The sequence below is a fragment of the Paucilactobacillus salsurae genome, assembly GCF_054784995.1.
Genome location: NZ_BAAHWX010000003.1, coordinates 193,019 through 212,114 on the forward strand (window position 1 = coordinate 193,019; position 19,096 = coordinate 212,114).

The following is a 19,096-nucleotide window of genomic DNA, read 5'->3' on the forward strand; positions in this document are numbered from 1 at the left end:
AGATGGGTATGAGAATAATAAAATGATGAGGTGTAGTTATGACAGCAACAGTAATTGTCGGAAGCCAATGGGGTGACGAAGGAAAAGGAAAGATGACTGATTACCTGAGTCAAAAAGCAGGGGTCATTGTCCGTTACCAAGGGGGAAACAATGCTGGCCATACAATTGCCTTCAATGGAAGAACATTTAAATTACATTTAATTCCGTCCGGTATCTTTTTTGCGGATAAATTAAGTGTGATAGGCAATGGCGTGGTGGTTAATCCAAAGGCCGCTTTAGAAGAATTAACTTATTTAAAAAATAACGATGTAGATCCAAAGGGGTTGCGCATTTCCAGTCGGGCCCAGGTGTTATTGCCTTACCATATCTTGCTTGATCAGTATCAAGAAGAAGCAAAGGGCGATCAAAAAGTGGGGACGACCCATAAAGGAATTGGGCCTGCCTATATGGATAAGGTGGCAAGAATTGGTATTCGCTTTGCAGATTTACTTGATAAGGAAATATTTGCTACCAAATTAAAAGAAAATATCGATGAAAAAAATCGTCTCTTTAAATTAATGTATCAAAAACCAGCTGTCGATTTTCAAGCCATTTTTGATGAATATTATGCCTATGGCCAAGAATTAAAAGACTACGTGACAGATACGTCGGTTTTAATTAATGAAGCATTGGATGAAGGCAAAAACGTTTTATTTGAAGGTGCACAGGGTGTGATGTTAGATATTGATCACGGCACCTATCCATTTGTGACGTCATCAAATCCGGTTGCCGGCGGTGCGGCAGTCGGTGCTGGTGTTGGGCCTAACCGTATTTCACAAGCAGTCGGTGTCTGCAAAGCTTATTCAACGCGTGTTGGCGATGGTCCATTTCCAACAGAACTCAATAATGAAATCGGTGATACCATTCGCGAAGCTGGTCATGAATATGGAACAGTGACGAAACGACCACGCCGAATTGGTTGGTTTGACAGTGTGGCCATGCGCCATGCAAATCGTGTTTCAGGGTTGAGTCAATTAAGTTTGAACTTGCTAGATGTTTTAACTGGATTAGATACGATTAAGATTTGTACAGCATATGAATTGGATGGGCAAAAAATTGATTATTACCCAGCTAATTTAAAGACATTGGAAAAATGTGTGCCAGTCTACGAAGAATTTCCAGGATGGACTGAAGATATTACCAATATTAAAAACTATGATGAACTACCACAAAATGCGAAAAATTATTTGAATCGCTTATCTGAATTATCAAATGCACCACTTGCCACAGTGTCTGTTGGCCCAGACCGTAACCAAACAATTATTATTACCGATCCTTGGGATGTTAAGGAGGACAAATAATGTTAGAACGCTACACACGCCCAGAAATGGGAAAAATTTGGTCCTTAGAAAATAAGTATCAAGCCTGGCTAGAAGTTGAAATTGCAGCGACGAATGCTTGGGTTAAGGAAGGCGAAGTGCCTGCTGAAGATGCGCAAAAAATTGCTGAAAATGCTAAGTTTACTGTCCAACGGATTGCAGAAATTGAATCAAAAACGCATCACGATGTTGTAGCGTTCACTAGAACGGTGTCAGAATCACTAGGCGCTGAAAAAAAGTGGGTTCACTATGGTTTAACCAGTACAGATGTTGTTGATACAGCAAATGGTGTCTTGTTAAAACAAGCGAATGCCATTATTGGCAAAGACTTGGATCGCTTTTTAGAAGTTGTCGGTAAGCAAGCCCGTAAGTACAAAATGACAGTCATGATGGGACGCACGCATGGCGTCCATGCTGAACCAACCACTTTTGGCTTAAAATTAGCACGCTGGTATGCCGAAATTAAACGTGATATTGACCGCTTTAAACGTATTTCTAAAGAAGTTGAAACGGGCAAAATTAGTGGTGCTGTTGGTACGTTTGCTAATGTCACTCCAGATGTTGAAACCAACGTTTTAAACGAACTAGGCTTGGTTCAGCAACCAATTGCTAGTCAAGTTTTGCCGCGTGATTTACATGCTGAATATATTGCGATGTTAGGGCTAATCGCCACTAGTATTGAAGAGTTTGCTACCGAAATTCGTTCACTTCAACGATCAGAAATTCATGAAGTGGAAGAACATTTCAGTGCCGGTCAAAAGGGATCTTCTGCAATGCCACACAAACGCAACCCAATTGGCTCTGAAAATGTGACGGGATTAGCGCGTGTGATTCGTGGCCACATTCAAACAGCCTACGAAAATGTATCGTTATGGCATGAACGTGATATTTCGCATTCATCTGCGGAACGCGTGATTTTACCTGATACCACGATTCTAATCGATTATATGTTGCACCGTTTTACGTCAATTGTTGAAAATTTAACTGTTTTTCCAGAGACCATGAAGAAAAACATGGATCGGACGTATGGTTTAATTTATAGCCAACGAGTCTTGCTCAAATTAATTGAAACGGGTCTTTCACGTGAAGAGGCCTATGATACAGTGCAAAAATTAACGGCCAAATCTTGGGACGAGCAGGTGCAGTTTAAACCACTTGTTGAAAAGGATCCTGTGATTTCAAAGCGCTTATCGCAGGTGGAAATTGATGATGCTTTTGATTATCATTATCATTTGCGCTTTGTAGATCAAATATTTGACCGTGTCGGATTAAATTAAAGTTTCATAAAAATATTTATAAAACAACTCATCTTTTTATTTAGAGATGAGTTGTTTTGACTATTATTGTATATTATTAATTGTATAATGGAGCTATCACATTAATCGGGTGACGACAATGACAAAAGCCAAATATGAAGTTTATCGTTATTTTGGAATTCCAGTTGAACAAGATAATTCGGGGCAGTATCAATTTAAATATGATGCACATCATGAAATCAAATTGCACACTTGGCGAACAGGAAAACATACGAAAGGTCACTTTAAAGCAGTGGGACAACTTTTTTTGACAGAAAATGATTTGCTGGTGGCCATTATTGATCGTGAAAAGATGGCTTTTAAAGATCGTCACCAAGAAGTCCCACTGCAACGATTTACGAATGAATCGATTAATGAACAACAGCTTCGAGATGCCAGAAAATTGCAATAACAAAATAATTTAGTAACTACAAAAAATTCATAGTATATTTAGAAAAAAGAGGAGCGGGCAAGATGTTTGATGTATTCACGGCACTAAAGATGATTCATGTAAATCATCGCCAAATTGGCACGACACAAATTGTCATTATTGATGATAGTGGTAAACCAAACGGATTATTAACCGATTTGATTCGGGACGTAGTTGGTAGTATTGATATTTTCATTAATTTAAAAAGTGTATTTACAGTAGATGAATTACTGACAAAATTTGCTAACCATACACCCTTACCCACTGATGTTTTAAGTGAGTACGAAAAAATTTTGCGGCAGCCAATTTTAGGGATTAACTTTGCCCCGCGCAAAGGTCAGATTGAATTAATTTTTGGAGGTTAGTGTGTGCGTACTTTAGTAATTATTGCCCATCCTAAATATGATGATTCTACTACGCAACAATTTTTTAAAGCGGCGGTGGCCGATTTTAGTACAGTCACTTGGCATCGTTTGGGGGCCTCGATTAACGTCGAACGCGAACGTGAATTAATCGGTCAAAATGATCGTATTATTTTTCAGTTTCCACTGTATTGGTACAGTGCACCAGCTATTTTAAAAAAGTGGTTAGATGACGTTTTGACCAGTTCCTATGCAACAGGGGACCAGTTTGCGCTGCAAGGTAAAGAATTAGGACTAGTGGTTACAACCGGGGATGCTCAGCATGATTTTCAAGCTGGAGCAGGTGAACAATTTACACTTTCTGAATTGTTAAGACCGTATCAAGCAATGGCTAGTAAATTAAAAATGACCTATCTCACACCACTAGTGGTGTATCAATTTGCATACTTAGAACAGGAGCAACAGCAACAACTATTAGTGAATTATCAACAATATGTGACTAATTCAGCATTCGCCAGCTTTGCTGGCCAACAGCAGTGGGTTAATGAACAATTGCAGCAACTCATTGCGCGCGAATCAGATGAAACACGTAAAGCACGCTTGAGTGCCATCCAACAAACGTTAACAGATAATATGGATGCGATTGATGATTTAAATTGGGCCTTGAAACTGATGAGAAATAAAGAGGACGACTAGCGTGGAAAAACAAGCATGGGTTAACCAAGAACTGACACAACTCGCAGAAACGAGTAAAAGTTTTCAAGAGGTCTCACTTTTACTAGCAGTGAAACAAGTGATGCATGAACAACAAAAACGGATTGATCAAAAACAAGCAGAACTAGATGGTCGTATGTGGAATCCGGGTAAATGGTAAAAAAGAAGTGATGGTTTTTAACCATCACTTCTTTTAAGCTGTTAGTGTAAAAATACCAACGTATTTTCGTCAGAAAATTTGGTACTAAATCGATAATTTAACCGATCAAATTTTTTTAAGTCCTGCGGCTGTTCAATTTGATGTTCAGCCATAAAACGAACCATCTCGCCACGAGCCATTTTTGCGGCAGTGGCTTTTTGTTTTACCTTACCATCTTGTAGCTCACCAAATAGACAGGTAATATAGTGGTCAGACGATCGCAAGTAGGGTGTTATTGCTTTAGCATATTCAACGGAAGCTAAATTGATAATAGTTTCGGGTTGGGGTGCCAAGATATCAAAAATTTGCTGCTGCCAAAATTCGTATAGATTATCGTAACTAGGCAATGTAACCTTACTTTGCATTTCCAAGCGATAACGCGCAATGCCATCAAATGGGCGTAAAATACCATAAAAGCCTGATAAGATACACAAATTTGCTTGAATATAATCTAATGCAGCTTGCGTGAATAAATCCGGTGCCATGTACTGATATTGAATACCAACATACGCTAGAATTGCCGGCGTTAACTGATCATCCAGGTTTTGAATTTGTAATTGTTGATAATTTTCGTGAGCCAATTTATCACTGCAATGCCAAAGCGTTTTCAATTGCTGATAATCTAATGACTTCATCCAAGCTTGTAGCTGTTTGGCTTGTTGCAAAAATTCCGGCTTAGCTTGAACAGGAAAAGAATCTAGATCGACTTGCATTTTTTTAGTTGGGGCAATGATAATTTTCAAGAAGTTAACCTCAGAATTTAGTTTTATTGTGCCAAATGATGCTGTAGATCCTCAAGCAAAATAACAGCTTGATTGTGTGTTTCGTCTTTAGCGCCGTATAATAAAATGACATTGGATGTTTTGAGCTGCGTTTGCACAAGTTTGATAAAATTAGGATATTCAGAATTATTTGCCAACTCGGCTAAGTATTTTTCTTTAAATTCATCAAATTTGGCAGGATCATGGCCAAACCACTTTCTAAGTTCGTTAGAAGGGCCGATTTCTTTTTGCCACAGATCAAGTTTGGCGTTTTCCTTTGAAATACCACGGGGCCATAAGCGGTCAACTAAAATGCGATAGCCATTGGTATCGATTGGTTTCGTATAAATGCGTTCAATTTTTAGTTCCATGATTGTTCACCTCATCTTTTATCTTACAACACATCTTAAATTTGGAAAGGGATACGCAATGACACCTTATCAAACATTTTTTACAAATCGACCAACGCAAGAGATTGCCCAAGCACTATTAGGTAAAATTCTCAGGTACGATGGTCCAAATGGCGTAGTGAGTGGGTACATTGTTGAAACTGAAGCCTATTTAGGTCAAGATGACTCGGCAGCCCATGCTTTCAAAGGTCGCAGAACCTCCTTTACGGAACCCTTATATGGACCACCAGCTACCATTTATATTTATCAATTGCATCGCCAATACATGTTTGACATTGCTGTCCAAGATCAGGATGTGCCCCAAGGAGTCTTAATCCGCGCGATCGAACCTAAAGAAGGCCTCACCATTATGCAAGAAAATCGACCAGTGGCTGGCGTCAATATTACCAATGGCCCAGGAAAATTGATGCAGGCGTTGGGTGTTCAATCAAAAGAGATGAACATGCAGCCATTAGAACAGGCCAAATTAACCGTTGATATTACTGATGGTCAAACGCCAGCCAATATTTTGAGCAGTGCACGCATTGGCGTTAACGCTAATGCCAAAACCGGATTACACCCGTACCGTTATTATGTTGCGCATAATCCATACGTGTCACAAACAAAAAAGCGTGACATGGATTTCACGTCACGCGGGTGGAGCTAGTTAATCGTCTGCCTGGCCAGGATGAAACTTGGCTGGCCGCCCAGATTTATCAAATAACTCTTTTCGCAATTCATTTTCCGGCATCTCGGGATTTTCTTCGAATCCCTTAAATGGTGTCGGATTTTTATGTGCTCGATTTTGGTAACGACTGCCGACCCGCAGTGCGTATAAACGCAGTGAGTCATTTTTGATGTGGTCACATAAGGTGGCACTGGGCGTTAGATTTGCATTATCAAGACGATCTTGCATAATATCGAGGACTTCTTGATATTCAGGGCCCCAGTGGATGGTTGCGCCAAACGTTTGCAATTTTTCCATCAATTCTTGCCCCTCATGTTGATAAATGGTGGTTTCTTTTGGATTTTCCAAAGCAACCGTTTCATTCATCGCCATGCCTTGGGCGATTTTAGCAGCAATATCATCACGACTAGCTAGTGGCTCAGTCATCAAGAAGTAACTCAATAAGATTCGTAAGAAACGAACCGTTGAAGTCCGCACACCAACGGCAGTGGTCGGATCCAAATCTAACATCCGCAGTTCAATATAGTTGACACCACTAGTTAAGGCATCGGCCAATGGCTTGCCTGTTGTTTTGAAACGAACGCTACCGTGAAATTCAGCTTCGTTGAGTAGCTCACCATCTTTAATGCCTTGCTCAACACTTTTAATGTAGTTTTCAACTGATGAGTAATCACCCTTTAATTTATTGCCCAGGCCGAAATGGGACTCACGAATGCTACGAACAGGGTCTGTTGGACCATCATCATCAAAAAAGTTCTTTTCAGCAATTGGGCTATTACCAAAGAGATAAGTGGTTAACCACTCATATGAAACGATCCCTTGCACAATTTTCTCGTAGACATAATTGATAAATTGAGCGTGATTCATCTCAGTATGGTGTTGTAATTTTTTCCAAATCACATCCATGACTTTTTGGTTCACACTGATGTTTAAGTGAACGCCAGTCGGAATACCTGAAGTATAGCCATGAATGGCTGCCCATTTTTTGTAATATTCCTTTTTATCAGGATCAACATCTGAAATGGCAATTTGAGTTTTATCTTTTGGTAATTCCGGTGGCATACTTAGTGGCCATAATAATTCATCAGGAGCTAACGCATTGCGTAACGTATCATTTAATTGCATTAAGTAATCCATTGCATCAGCAGAGTGAGCAGTGGTTGGGGTAATGATTTCCGTTTGCATCTGTAAGAAATCATTTTTTATGTATTTATTTTTGCGCTGACTACCAATTGCATGTGGGTAAGGGCGATCGCTCAGCTTACCAGAAGCATCAATTCGGTGCATTTCAACTTCGATACCCATGTTAAAATCACTGGCAGTTGCGACGATTTCGTTGTCCATGATAATGTTACCGATGTCGTCGAACATTTGAATCATCTCCAATTTCTGACGGGTACGTCTTAAATTGGTAAATATTGTACCGCGAATGTGAACAATACACAATCAATTCTAAAATTTTATCTTCTTATTTTTTTACTGAAATAAATAGTAAAACTTGTATAATAACAATAATTAAATGGAATTGTGGGTCAGAATCAACCTTTAACTCACATTCTTTACAATCAAGTGGGAGGAAACGTGATGAGTCTTTCATATCAGTCTTTATTAACTGCCATTCCGGTGGTCTTAAAAGCAGGCAATGTGCCCAATATTGTCGGAGAAGCCGGGATTGGCAAATCGGCTTTGGTTAATGATATTGCTAACGCAATGCAAGCCAAACTCTTTACTACGGTAGTGAGTTTATCGGAAAAAGGTGATTTAGCAATTCCTGTACCACCATTAACCAGTGATTCCTTTGTGCAAACTAAGCATTTTGGCCAACTCGCGGATGTGCAATTTGGTTATTCGCATACGTTGGTTAGCATCATTACATATGCAGAGGCCCACCCAGCACAACCAATTATCTGGTTGTTAGATGAATTTAATCGGGGTACGCAAGCTGTGCAAAGCGAATTAATGAATTTGGTGCTACAACGTGAAATCAATGCACTTAAATTACCGGATCAGGTGCACATTATTATTGCAGAAAATCCGGATGCCACCATGGCCGGCTTTGAAGACTCTAGTTACGGGGTGACAGCTGGGGATGCAGCGATTAAAGACCGGACTGTGCGGTTAGTGATGCGTGCGGAATCAAAAGACTGGCTACACTGGGCTAAGCAAATGACAGATGGGCAAGCCAACATTCACGCACTGGTTCAAGCGTATATTATGGAAGAACCCGACATGCTATTTCCAAGTCAGCATGGCGACGATCTTTACCCAACCCCTCGAGCTTGGCAACGTGTTTCGACGCATTTATATCAATTGGATCAACTGCCGCCAGATCAACGACAAGCAATTGAACTAGATATTTTACAAGGTGACCTCGGCCAAACGGTGGGCTTTGTTTTTGAAAATTTCTTAAAATCACAAGCAGATGAACTGACGCCTGAGAATTTATTTGCAGATGAGCAGCCACAGACAGTCACTGACTTTAGCAAGTTAGATGAAGTACAAAAACAACAATTATTGCAACAAACGATTACCCAAGCAGATGAATATCCATTAAATAATAATGCTAATGCGGCCAAATTTTTGCAATTATTGCAGACATTAAGTGCAGATGGTCAATTTGCAATTGTGCAATCAATTGGTGCTGTAGAACATCAAAAGGATATCTTGGAACCTATGTATGACGCTATTGATGAGCCGACGTCAGCGGTTGCCAAACTTTATCAATATTTTGGACAGGTCGCAACGAGAAATGACACTGGGGATGATGACTAGTGAATGGAACTGTTTTTCAAAGATGGCGTCAACAACTCATTGAAATCACTCAAGCCGCTACTTATGATCAAGTCAGTGGTAGCCAAATCACAGAAAAAATGGTGAGTGCGGCCGTTATCGATTTGCTACAAGACAATCGTTTATTTGGTGAGGTTTTAATTCGGGTGCCACGCGTCTATCATACCGATCAAACAGGAGTGGCAGGTCTGGGTTTTGACCAGGATAATTTGCAACTCATCATCAATCCAATTTTCTTTGCCAACGCAATCGAAAATCGCAATCAACTGACGGCGCTATTAAAACATGAAGTTTTGCATATTGTTTGGCAACATCCATTACGTTATCGGATGGTTCGTCATCAAAAAAATGTGGCGATGGCAACTGATGTCGCTATTAATCAATATTTGGAGCTGCCACCCAAAAACACGTTAACGTTACCACAACTCAAAGAATTATTACCGGAAGATTCAATTCCGAGTTTTGCGGATTCGCAAGTTTATTTAAAGTTAATTGAAGCCGGGCACTTTGCTAAAAGCAATCAAAGACAGTCACAACAATTTCAATTAAATCAACCAATTGAACAAGAAAAGCAGCAAAACACGAACAATAACCCAACTGATGATGTACAATTGGATGTTCATAGTGGTTGGCAACAGCAAGAATCGCAACCCAACATCACAGTTCAAAATGCCAAACTTCGTCATCTTTTAAATGAGGCTTGGCAGCAGACGCCGGATAAACAACGTGGCTTGTTGCCAGGGGATGTTGTGGCTGAACTAGCGCAAATCGATGCACCATCAAGTTTAAACTGGCGTCAATTACTGAAACGTTCAATTGGCAATATGCCATTAGGCAAACGAGATTCATATAGTCGTTTTAACCGCCGACAACCACGACGCATGGATTTACCAGGCCAAGTGACTAACTTAGTCGTTAACATTATGGTGTTTGTCGATAACTCAGGGTCAATGAGCGAAACTGAAATTAGTTATCTCTTGAATGAAATTAAGAACATGACCAAGGTTTATGAAGCTAACATTAAGGTCCTAACCTTTGATACGAAAGTTAATACTCAACAGGCTTATGAGCTAACAAGTCAAAGCCAAATTCGTTATCAGCGGCTAGGTGGGGGTGGCACGCGTTTTCAGAGCGTTTTTGACTATCTTAAGCAGGTACATGCCCAAAATAATTCAGTTCTAGCAGTTATTTTATCTGATGGGTGGGGAGAAGCGACCATTGATCCATTTAACTTTAGTAATGTGTTGTGGATTTTGACGACTGACTTATCTGAGTTTTCCTTGAAGCATCCCGTTGGCCGTGTTGTTTCATTAGTGAATGATCAAAACTTTCAAAAAGTGGTGAATAAATAATGACAAACCAAATTAAATTTTTAACGCCTGGTGATATGCAATCAGTCTTAGTCCATGACAAACGTTATCAGCGAGCAATCAAGTTACTATTAGAAGACTGGCAAACCGATGAAAATCATCTTTTCAGCGATCTTATTAAGGATAGTGACGTTATTTTTGCCAGACGACTGCAAGCAAGTAATTTAGTCACAGGTCACTACCAACTAGATGAATACGCAGATGTGCAAAAATTTATTAATCATCATGATCAATGGTTAACCGCGAGTGCCAAGCAAGAATTGCTCCGTCCGTTTGATTAAATCGAATCATTTTCTCCAGGAACACTTTACATCTAATTCCGAATATTATATGATATATTATGTTGTTTCGTTCGATAAAACGAATTAATGGAAATGGGGAGTAACGATGTCTTCTATTGCAAAATATTTTCAATTAGATGAATTACATACAAATGTTTCACGTGAAATTTTAGCAGGATTTACCACATTTATTTCAATGGCCTATATCCTGTTTGTTAATCCTAGCGTTTTGGGCGCTTCTGGCATGGACAAAGGAGCGGTGTTTACCGCGACAGCATTAGCCAGCGCATTAGGTTGTGTGTTGATGGGGATTTTGGCGAAGTACCCAATTGCCACAGCACCAGCATTGGGAATTAATGCGTTCTTTGCTTATTCAGTTGTTATTGGAATGAAGGTACCATGGCAGACAGCCTTAGCTGGTGTGTTTGTAGCCTCAATTATTTTCTTAATCATCACTGTTTTCAAACTACGTGAATTAATTATTGATGCGATTCCAAGCGACTTAAAGTACGCCATTTCCAGTGGGATTGGATTATTCATTGCCTTTTTAGGCTTACACGATGGTGGTTTAATCGTGGCCAACAAATCAACTGTTGTAGGCCTCGGATCACTGAGTGTGGGAACGACTTGGTTAACTATTTTTGGTTTGATTGTGACTGCAATCCTACTAGTACGACGCGTTCCTGGTGGAATCTTTATCGGGATGGTATTGACTGCCATTTTGGGTCTGGTGACTAAATTAATTCCGATGCCTCAACAATTTATTGCTGGAGCTCCGAGTCTCGCACCAACATTTGGAGTTGGCATTAAACATATCGGTGATATCAATACCGTGCAATTATGGGTCGTGGTGCTCACGTTCCTGCTGGTTACCTTTTTTGATACAGCCGGTACATTGGTTGGTTTAGCCCAACAAGCTGGTTTTATGAAAGATAACAAAATGCCACGCGTTGGAAAAGCCTTGATGTCAGATTCGACTGCCATGTTAGCGGGGTCCATTTTAGGAACTTCGCCTGTTGGTGCTTACGTTGAATCATCAGCCGGAATTGCCGTGGGTGGTCGTTCGGGATTAACTGCTGTCACGACTGGAATTCTCTTTATCTTCGGGATGTTTTTCTCACCACTTCTGTCTGTGGTGACTAATCAAGTAACTGCACCAGCACTGATCATTGTTGGGGTATTAATGGCCCAGTCACTGAAATACATTTCATGGGATAAAATGGAAGTGGCCATTCCATCATTTCTGATTGTCTTAGGGATGCCACTGACTTATAGTATTTCTGATGGGATTGCGTTAGGCTTTATTGTCTATCCAATCACAATGATTGCGGCAAAACGCGGCAAAGAAGTTCATCCAATCATGTACCTGTTGTTCTTTGTGTTCATAGGGTTTATGTGGATTTTAAATATTGAATAAACAGAACTTGACAGCGCTATCAAAACGCGTTATGATTCACTGTAATCAAATATAAAATACCAAATATGAGGAATTAGTAGCATATTTCATTACTTTAGCGAGCGGCGTTGGTGGAAGGTCGTAGTAGGATTGAATGTGCGAAGACAGCTTCTAGGTTGAAAGTTTCCGTTCTTTTAAGAACGTTATCAAAGAGATAAACACTAAGGTGGTACAGCGTATCGCGCCCTTGTTAATTACAAGGGCGCGGTTTTTTTTATTAAAATTAAAAAATGAAAGTAAGACACTAGTAAAGGGGATGCATATTATGAAAACAGATAGAGATAGCTCATGTGCAAGCCACGGTTCTGGATAGGTCACACAGTTTGGTGAATTTACATTTGTGTTAGTCTAGCGGGGCTTTAACATAAATTACAAATAGAACTTATCACAAACTCCCGAGATCCAATCAATCTCGAACAAAATTATCTCATTCTGATTTTGTTGTAGGGGCTAAGGATAACCGTTGGCAATAAAGGTCATGATGAAAACTCACGACCTTTTTTATTTTGCCTAAATGTTTAATTGATGCAAATGTTCAGTACAAAATTGTGTAATTAGTGAATAAAGTTGGAAATGATAGATAAAATAAAACTTGAATTATTAAAATATTAAAAATTGATGAATAGAATTTGAAAAAAATAATGAACACAAATCGCGAGCTGAAGCAGATCATAAGTTTTGGTATATGTAACTATATTAGAATTGTAATATCTTTCATTGCAAAACCAGAAAGTGAGTGTTATAACAAAGAAGGATGAAAACGGTTACCAAGCCCCGCAAACTTGTATCGTTTTTTCCATGTCTACCGGCCAGTAGAAAATAATAAATTTTTTTACGCTATTAAATTTGAACTGATTATTCATTTTTAGGCGAAAATTAATGGAATGAGGTTATTAATTATGACTGTTAAAGACGTATCGACAACTGTCGATTTAGATACATTTGAAAAAATAGACGACTCAGAACTAAGTAAATTCACCAAACTGTCAAACTTTGAAGTTTCTGCTATTTTCTTAAAATACGCAGCAAAAAATATTCGTAATAATCGAGTTATTAATGCTGGACGTGGAAATCCAAACTGGATTAACACATTGTCTCGTGCTGCTTACAGCAAATTAATTAATTTTGGAATTAAGGAATCAGGCAATACATTTGAGCGTGACGATGGTGTCATGGCGGGCTTTATTGAAAGCGATGGTGTTGCTGATCGATTGATGGCCACATTATCTGACACGGATACAGTTGACCAATTTTTGTCGTCCTCACTTAATTATTGTGTTAATACACTCGGTTTTGACAAAGATGAGTTTGTAGCCGAATTATTAAACGGTGTTATCGGTAATAACTATCCAGTACCATCACGTTCGTTAAAATATACAGAATTAATTCTACAACAGTATTTGCAAAAGAATTTGTTTAAAGATGTTGATTTGGCAGATCAAACCGATGTGTTCCCAACTGAAGGTGGAACAGCAGCAATGGTTTATTTATTCCAAGAATTGAGTCAATCACACATCTTAAAACCAGGCGATACGATTGCCATTAATTCACCAATTTTCACACCTTATCTACAAATTCCTGAATTAAGTGAATACAATTTGAAGATTGTTAAGTTGGCAGCTGATGAAGATGACAACTGGCAAATGACTGACGAACAAATGGATATGTTAAAGGACACACGAATTAAAGCATTCTTTGATGTTAATCCGACTAACCCATCTGCTCGTGCTTACAGCCCACACACTTTAGATCATTTCAAAGAAATTGTTGAAGCAAATCCAAACTTAATCGTAGTTACTGATGACGTTTATGGAACATTTGCTGATGAATATCAATCAGTTTATGCTGCAATTCCACACAACACATTGTTAGTTTACTCATTTTCTAAGCTATATGGTGCCACTGGTCATCGTTTAGGTTTAATTGCTGCGCACAAAGATAATGTTTGTGACAAGATGCTTCAAGAAATGACTGCTGCAGATGCAGAAGTTAAAAAAGAATTTAATGATCGTTACTCAATGGTTGTGCCAGAACCAGAAAAAATGAAGTTTATTGACCGAACTGTCGCTGATAGTCGTGCAATTGGACTCTATCACACATCAGGCCTTTCAACACCACAACAAATCATGATGGATTTATTTGCATTAACAAGTTTAATCGCCGGAGATAACGTTGACGATTACTTATTGAGTTCTAAGAAGCTAGTTAACTATCGTTACCACGCACTCTGGGATGAAATCGGTGTTAATGTCGATAATTCACACGCGAATACTAAGTACTACACACTAGTTAATATTTATGATTTAGTGGAAAAAATTCACGGAGCTGACTTTGCTGAATACTTCCGCTCACAATATTCATACTTAAGTTTCCCATACCGTCTTGCTAAAGAATTTGGTGCTGTTGTCATGGATGCATCAGGATTTGGCGCTCGTAAAGGATACGTAAGAATTTCATTAGCTAACTTGACTTCAAGTGACTACCGCGACTTGGCCGATTGCATGAAGACCTTAATTGATGAATATTATCTTGAATATCAAAAAAATTAATTAGTAGGAAGTAGTTATTATGAGTACAATTGCAAGTTTTATGGTTAACACACCCGTGTTTTCAATTTTTATTTGTCTAGCGTTAGGATACTTATTAGGGAAAATCAAATTTGGTTCATTTAATTTAGGTGCCACTGTTGGTGTTTTAATTGTGTCACTGATAATTGGTCAAATTGGTGCATTTTCACGAGACAAAGTGTTAGGTGCTATCTTCTTCGATGCCTTCATGTTTGCAGTTGGTTATCGTGTTGGACCTTCATTTGTATCAAGTATGAAAAAGTTTGGTAAAAAGATTGTTATTTCAAGTTTTGTTTACCTGCTTGCTGCGTTTCTTGTTGCATGGGCGTGCTTTAAGATCTTTAAAGTTGGACCTGGAATTGCTGCAGGTACCATCGCAGGTTCTTTGACACAATCTGCCGTTATTGGAAGTTCTTTAGATACGATCCAAAAATTACCTGTGAGTGCAGCTGTTAAAGCAACGTATTCGGCACAAGTGCCAATTGTTTATGCTTTGACCTATGTTTTTGGAACGATCGGTGTTTTGATTTTCTTACGAGACATCGCACCAAAAATTTTGCATATCGATATTAAAAAGCAAGCAACTGAAACTGCTTTAAAAATGGATTTTCATACTGCATTACCAAGTCGGACACGGATTCGTACTTTCTCAATTTTGAGTGAATCACGTTTTATCGGCTGGACACTTCCTGTTTTACGTAAGTCAATTGGTTATGGTGTCATCGTTTTGGATACCTATCATGATGGTGAAGTGGTTACAGCTACAGATTATGAATTACAACCCGGTGACCAGATTACTTTGGTCGGTTATGTTGATGCTGTTTCAAAAGCGGTTAATGGCGAAGATGTTTCTGAAGTTGTGAATCCAAAGTCGAAGTTCAAAGAAAAAATGTTTGTTTTAGGTAAACATTTTGACAAAACGCAACTTAAAACTTTAAATGATAATCACGTTTTCGTTAACTTCTTTAGTCCTAAAGATGGTAACGAACAAAAGCCAGATGATTTAAAAGCCGGTGATATTATCGGTTTAACTGGCGAAACCAGTGACTTAAAAGATACATTGAACAAAATGGGTTCATGGCGTGCTGAACGTAACGCAATTAATTATGCGCTATTCTGTTTCGGAATTGGGGTTAGTGCGTTGCTTGGAATCGCTGGAACGAAAGTTAATGGTATTCCACTTCAATTAGGTGATGGGACTGCTAGTTTGTTGATGGGCTTGGCCTTAAGTATTTGGGTTAACCGTTATCAATCATTGGAATCAATCCCAGATAGTGTCTCAATGTTCTTCCAGAGTATTGGATTGAACTTATTCATTGTCACCGTTGGTTTAAATGCTGCTCGTACGTTTACCAGCGCCTTCAAGTCACTAGGAATCAGTGTTTTCTTAATTGGTGCTATCATTTCGATTGTGCCACACATTATTGCCTTACTATTTGGTAAGTGGGTTCTCCACATGGAACCAATTGCACTAATTGGATCGTTAACCGGTGCTGATACCTTATCAGCTGGACTAAATGCAATTACCGAACGGTCGGGTGAAATTGGTGGTCCTTACTATGCTGCGACTGTTGCACCAGCGTACGTTATTGGGAATGTTGTTTTAACACTATTAGGACCAATTTTCTTAGTCTTATTAAGTTAAAGAAATTTAAAGTAGTTAGTTAATGAACGATGTCAATGCAAATACTTGCTAATACTGATTGAAGAGGTACTAATTACTTTTACTATTGAAAAAAATCATGTAAATGGAGTCGGGAAACTATGAAAAGAACAAATTATGCTGGATTAGTTGACGTGAAATTGACGGATGAAACCGTTGTTTTAAAAGGATGGGTTCAAAAACGTCGAGATCTTGGTGGCTTAATTTTTATTGATTTACGAGATCGTGAAGGAATTGTCCAATTAGTATTTAGTCAAGAATTTAGCGAAAATGCATGGGCGGTTGCGGATGATTTACGAAATGAATATGTAATTGAAATTGAAGGAATCGTTAAAAAACGTGCAGAAAATGAAATTAATCCGAATATGAAAACTGGTGAAATCGAAGTTGAAGTTCACAAAGCTAATTTGTTAGCAACAGCAAAGACACCGCCGTTTTATATTGAAGATGGTATTAATGTTTCTGAAGAATTAAAACTTAAGTATCGCTATTTAGATCTTCGTCGCCCTGAAATGCAACGAAGTATCAAAATTCGAAGTCAAATCAAACAAGCCACTCATAAATATTTTGATAATCATGGCTTTTATGATATTGAGACACCTGATTTGACTGCATCAACTCCTGAAGGTGCTAGGGATTACTTAGTGCCCTCACGAGTTTATCCGGGCCATTTTTATGCATTACCACAATCCCCACAATTGTTTAAACAATTATTGATGGGGTCGGGTTTTGATCGCTATTACCAAATTGCCCGTTGTTTTCGTGATGAAGATTTACGTGGTGATCGTCAACCTGAATTTACACAAATTGATGTAGAAACCAGTTTCTTAACAGCAGAAGAAATCCAAACTGAAACTGAAGGATTATTGAAACAAGTGATGCATGATGTTTTAGGAATTGAAATTAAAACACCACTACCACGTATTGAGTGGCAAGAAGCAATGGATCGCTTTGGGTCAGATAAACCGGATATTCGATTTGGTATGGAGCTCAAAGATTTATCCGAAGTGGTTAAAGAAAGTGATTTTAAAGTTTTTGCGAATGCGTTAAGTAATGGAGGCTATGTTAAGGCGATTTGTGTTCCCAATGGTGCTGAGCGCTATTAACGCAAAGATCTTGATCAAAAGGCACAATATATTGAACGATATGGTGCAAAAGGATTAGCATGGGTTAAAGTGACAGACGATGGTTTCTCTGGACCTGTCGGTAAGTTTTTAACAGATTACCAAGATGCAATTTGTGAAAAAATGGATGCCAAAGTTGGAGATTTGATTTTGTTTGCTGCAGACAGTTTTAAGATTGTTTCAGACACACTAGGCTATTTACGTAAATCAATTGCCAAAGAATTGGATATGATTGATGAATCACAGTTTGCCTATCTTTGGGTGGTCAATTGGCCACTGTTTGAATATGATGAAGGAATTCATCGTTGGATTGCAGCGCATCATCCATTTACAATGCCAAACGAAGAGGATTTACATTATCTGAATGAAGGCGAAGATCCGCACAAAGCTCACGCACAAAGTTATGATATTGTTTTAAATGGTTATGAAATTGGTGGAGGATCAATTCGAATCCACACTAAAGAAGTACAAGAAAAAATGTTAAAAGCACTCGGATTTACGAAAGAACGAGCTCAACAAGCGTTTGGCTTTTTGATTAATGCGCTAGAAATGGGCTTCCCACCTCATGGTGGAATTGCAATTGGGTTGGACCGTTTTGCGATGTTATTGGCACAACGCGAAAACATTCGAGATGTTATTGCTTTTCCTAAAAACTCGAGAGCAACAGAACCAATGACGGATGCACCTGCTGAAGTTTCGGATCAACAATTAATGGAGCTAGGATTAAGTGTCTTGCCGCACGAAAAATAATAAACAATTTTAGTGAAATTAATTGATTATTTTGATATCTTTTAATAGAACAGAAAGGTTGTTGATAATATGCGCAATTTCTTTACCGTATTTGGCGGAATGGGATCTTTAGCAACAGAAAGCTATGTTCGTTTGTTAAATCAGCGAACGCCAACCACCAAAGATCAAGATTACTTGGACTATATCGTTGTTAACCACGCAACAATCCCAGATCGTTCGACCTATATCTTGGACCATACTGCAGAAAATCCATTACCAGAACTTGTGGAAGATGTTAAACAACAAAGTTCATTGAATCCAGAATTCTTTGTTTTGACATGTAATTCAGCACATTATTTCTATGATCAAATGCAAGCTGAAACAGATATTCCAATTTTGCATATGCCCAAATTAGCTGTTGAAGAGATCAAAACGTTGAGCCCAAATGCAAAGCGGGTTGGTATTCTAGGAACACCAGGAACAATTAAGATTGGTTTATATAATCACTTTATTGAAAAAAATGGTTACGAACTGGTCAAACCAACTGATCAAATTATTGCAGATACTGAAGATCTCATTTTCAAAGATATCAAGCAAAAAGGAACAGTTGATCCTGATCGCTATCATTCACTATTACAAAGAATGATTGAAGAACAACATTGTGACATCGTTGTTTTGGGGTGTACAGAACTATCACTTGCACAAGAACAAGCACCAGATCATGATTATCCAGTCGCAGATGCCCAATCAATTTTGGTGGACAAGACGATTGAGCGTGCTTTGGCTCTACGTAAACAACTTGTTTAATGTAATCATAATATAATAGAAGAAAGTTGAGTAAAAAAGTCAACTTTCTTCTTTTTTTATGCAAGATAATATCTAATTATTTTTAAAACAGCTATAATAATTTACTAAACAGA

General features: G+C 38.6%; 17 protein-coding genes and 1 pseudogene. 15 read left to right on the forward strand and 3 right to left on the reverse strand.

The features are described from left to right. The first annotated feature begins 38 nt into the window (after positions 1–38). The 6 genes from ACYVQZ_RS04530 (at position 39) to ACYVQZ_RS04555 (ending at position 4,319) form a co-directional block, all read left to right on the forward strand. Positions 39–1,340: an adenylosuccinate synthase gene (locus tag ACYVQZ_RS04530; RefSeq protein WP_461240212.1), complete on the forward strand. Its 1,302-nt coding sequence runs from the start codon at positions 39–41 to the stop codon at positions 1,338–1,340. Beyond that, positions 1,340–2,635, forward strand: a complete 1,296-nt coding sequence (gene purB / locus ACYVQZ_RS04535) for an adenylosuccinate lyase (RefSeq protein WP_461240213.1) — start codon at positions 1,340–1,342, stop codon at positions 2,633–2,635. Before ACYVQZ_RS04530 ends, purB begins: the two co-directional genes overlap by 1 nt. Positions 2,636–2,753: 118 nt before the next feature. After that, positions 2,754–3,065: a DUF7671 family protein gene (locus tag ACYVQZ_RS04540; RefSeq protein ID WP_461240214.1), complete on the forward strand. Its 312-nt coding sequence runs from the start codon at positions 2,754–2,756 to the stop codon at positions 3,063–3,065. A gap of 62 nt (positions 3,066–3,127) precedes the next feature. After that, on the forward strand, positions 3,128–3,448 hold the full coding sequence (locus ACYVQZ_RS04545; RefSeq protein ID WP_461240215.1) for a hypothetical protein: 321 nt from the start codon (positions 3,128–3,130) through the stop codon (positions 3,446–3,448). A 3-nt stretch (positions 3,449–3,451) separates the two neighbouring features. Next, the gene (locus ACYVQZ_RS04550) at positions 3,452–4,141 is read left to right on the forward strand and encodes an NAD(P)H-dependent oxidoreductase (protein ID WP_461240216.1); all 690 of its coding nucleotides are present in this window, start codon (positions 3,452–3,454) and stop codon (positions 4,139–4,141) included. A 1-nt stretch (position 4,142) separates the two neighbouring features. Next, positions 4,143–4,319, forward strand: coding sequence for a hypothetical protein (locus ACYVQZ_RS04555; protein WP_461240217.1), 177 nt, complete (start codon positions 4,143–4,145; stop codon positions 4,317–4,319). Positions 4,320–4,360: 41 nt separating this feature from the next. Here the strand turns inward: ACYVQZ_RS04555 and yaaA are convergent, their stop codons facing one another. Together yaaA and ACYVQZ_RS04565 are read right to left on the reverse strand one after the other, a co-directional pair. Next, positions 4,361–5,101 carry a peroxide stress protein YaaA gene (yaaA, locus tag ACYVQZ_RS04560; protein ID WP_461240218.1) on the reverse strand — a complete coding sequence of 247 codons (741 nt, stop codon included), beginning with the start codon at positions 5,099–5,101 and terminating at the stop codon, positions 4,361–4,363. Between the two features lie 23 nt (positions 5,102–5,124). After that, complete coding sequence (locus tag ACYVQZ_RS04565) at positions 5,125–5,490, reverse strand: DUF488 domain-containing protein (RefSeq protein ID WP_461240219.1); 366 nt, start codon at positions 5,488–5,490, stop codon at positions 5,125–5,127. Positions 5,491–5,548: 58 nt separating this feature from the next. Here ACYVQZ_RS04565 and ACYVQZ_RS04570 point away from each other — a divergent pair, with 58 nt between their 5' ends. Next, positions 5,549–6,175 (forward strand): DNA-3-methyladenine glycosylase, encoded by a 627-nt coding sequence (locus tag ACYVQZ_RS04570; RefSeq protein WP_461240220.1) that lies wholly within the window; start codon positions 5,549–5,551, stop codon positions 6,173–6,175. Here the strand turns inward: ACYVQZ_RS04570 and ACYVQZ_RS04575 are convergent, their stop codons facing one another. Beyond that, positions 6,176–7,567, reverse strand: coding sequence for a glutamate--cysteine ligase (locus ACYVQZ_RS04575; protein WP_461240221.1), 1,392 nt, complete (start codon positions 7,565–7,567; stop codon positions 6,176–6,178). Between the two features lie 213 nt (positions 7,568–7,780). On the opposite strand from ACYVQZ_RS04575, the gene ACYVQZ_RS04580 reads away from it, so the two are divergent. The 8 genes and pseudogenes from ACYVQZ_RS04580 to ACYVQZ_RS04615 all read left to right on the forward strand — a co-directional run bounded on the left by ACYVQZ_RS04580 (position 7,781) and on the right by ACYVQZ_RS04615 (position 18,983). Then, positions 7,781–8,968: an ATP-binding protein gene (locus tag ACYVQZ_RS04580; protein WP_461240222.1), complete on the forward strand. Its 1,188-nt coding sequence runs from the start codon at positions 7,781–7,783 to the stop codon at positions 8,966–8,968. Further along, on the forward strand, positions 8,968–10,338 hold the full coding sequence (locus ACYVQZ_RS04585) for a vWA domain-containing protein (RefSeq protein ID WP_461240223.1): 1,371 nt from the start codon (positions 8,968–8,970) through the stop codon (positions 10,336–10,338). Before ACYVQZ_RS04580 ends, ACYVQZ_RS04585 begins: the two co-directional genes overlap by 1 nt. After that, positions 10,338–10,637: a hypothetical protein gene (locus tag ACYVQZ_RS04590; protein ID WP_461240224.1), complete on the forward strand. Its 300-nt coding sequence runs from the start codon at positions 10,338–10,340 to the stop codon at positions 10,635–10,637. Before ACYVQZ_RS04585 ends, ACYVQZ_RS04590 begins: the two co-directional genes overlap by 1 nt. A 106-nt stretch (positions 10,638–10,743) precedes the next feature. Next, on the forward strand, positions 10,744–12,054 hold the full coding sequence (locus ACYVQZ_RS04595) for an NCS2 family permease (RefSeq protein ID WP_461240225.1): 1,311 nt from the start codon (positions 10,744–10,746) through the stop codon (positions 12,052–12,054). A 938-nt stretch (positions 12,055–12,992) separates the two neighbouring features. After that, on the forward strand, positions 12,993–14,642 hold the full coding sequence (locus tag ACYVQZ_RS04600) for a bifunctional aspartate transaminase/aspartate 4-decarboxylase (RefSeq protein WP_461240226.1): 1,650 nt from the start codon (positions 12,993–12,995) through the stop codon (positions 14,640–14,642). A gap of 19 nt (positions 14,643–14,661) precedes the next feature. Further along, positions 14,662–16,305, forward strand: a complete 1,644-nt coding sequence (locus ACYVQZ_RS04605) for an aspartate-alanine antiporter-like transporter (protein WP_461240227.1) — start codon at positions 14,662–14,664, stop codon at positions 16,303–16,305. 119 nt (positions 16,306–16,424) lie between these two features. After that, positions 16,425–18,197: pseudogene (aspS, locus tag ACYVQZ_RS04610) on the forward strand (aspartate--tRNA ligase). Between the two features lie 69 nt (positions 18,198–18,266). Next, positions 18,267–18,983, forward strand: coding sequence for an aspartate/glutamate racemase family protein (locus tag ACYVQZ_RS04615; protein ID WP_461240228.1), 717 nt, complete (start codon positions 18,267–18,269; stop codon positions 18,981–18,983). The last annotated feature ends 113 nt before the right edge of the window (positions 18,984–19,096 follow it).

Coding starts and splice junctions, on each gene's coding strand:
- ACYVQZ_RS04530 (WP_461240212.1), top strand. CDS start 39: ATGACAGCAACAGTAATTGTCGGAAGCCAATGGGGTGACGAAGGAAAA.
- purB (WP_461240213.1), top strand. CDS start 1,340: ATGTTAGAACGCTACACACGCCCAGAAATGGGAAAAATTTGGTCCTTA.
- ACYVQZ_RS04540 (WP_461240214.1), top strand. CDS start 2,754: ATGACAAAAGCCAAATATGAAGTTTATCGTTATTTTGGAATTCCAGTT.
- ACYVQZ_RS04545 (WP_461240215.1), top strand. CDS start 3,128: ATGTTTGATGTATTCACGGCACTAAAGATGATTCATGTAAATCATCGC.
- ACYVQZ_RS04565 (WP_461240219.1), bottom strand. CDS start 5,490: ATGGAACTAAAAATTGAACGCATTTATACGAAACCAATCGATACCAAT.
- ACYVQZ_RS04570 (WP_461240220.1), top strand. CDS start 5,549: ATGACACCTTATCAAACATTTTTTACAAATCGACCAACGCAAGAGATT.
- ACYVQZ_RS04575 (WP_461240221.1), bottom strand. CDS start 7,567: ATGTTCGACGACATCGGTAACATTATCATGGACAACGAAATCGTCGCA.
- ACYVQZ_RS04580 (WP_461240222.1), top strand. CDS start 7,781: ATGAGTCTTTCATATCAGTCTTTATTAACTGCCATTCCGGTGGTCTTA.
- ACYVQZ_RS04590 (WP_461240224.1), top strand. CDS start 10,338: ATGACAAACCAAATTAAATTTTTAACGCCTGGTGATATGCAATCAGTC.
- ACYVQZ_RS04595 (WP_461240225.1), top strand. CDS start 10,744: ATGTCTTCTATTGCAAAATATTTTCAATTAGATGAATTACATACAAAT.
- ACYVQZ_RS04600 (WP_461240226.1), top strand. CDS start 12,993: ATGACTGTTAAAGACGTATCGACAACTGTCGATTTAGATACATTTGAA.
- ACYVQZ_RS04605 (WP_461240227.1), top strand. CDS start 14,662: ATGAGTACAATTGCAAGTTTTATGGTTAACACACCCGTGTTTTCAATT.
- ACYVQZ_RS04615 (WP_461240228.1), top strand. CDS start 18,267: ATGCGCAATTTCTTTACCGTATTTGGCGGAATGGGATCTTTAGCAACA.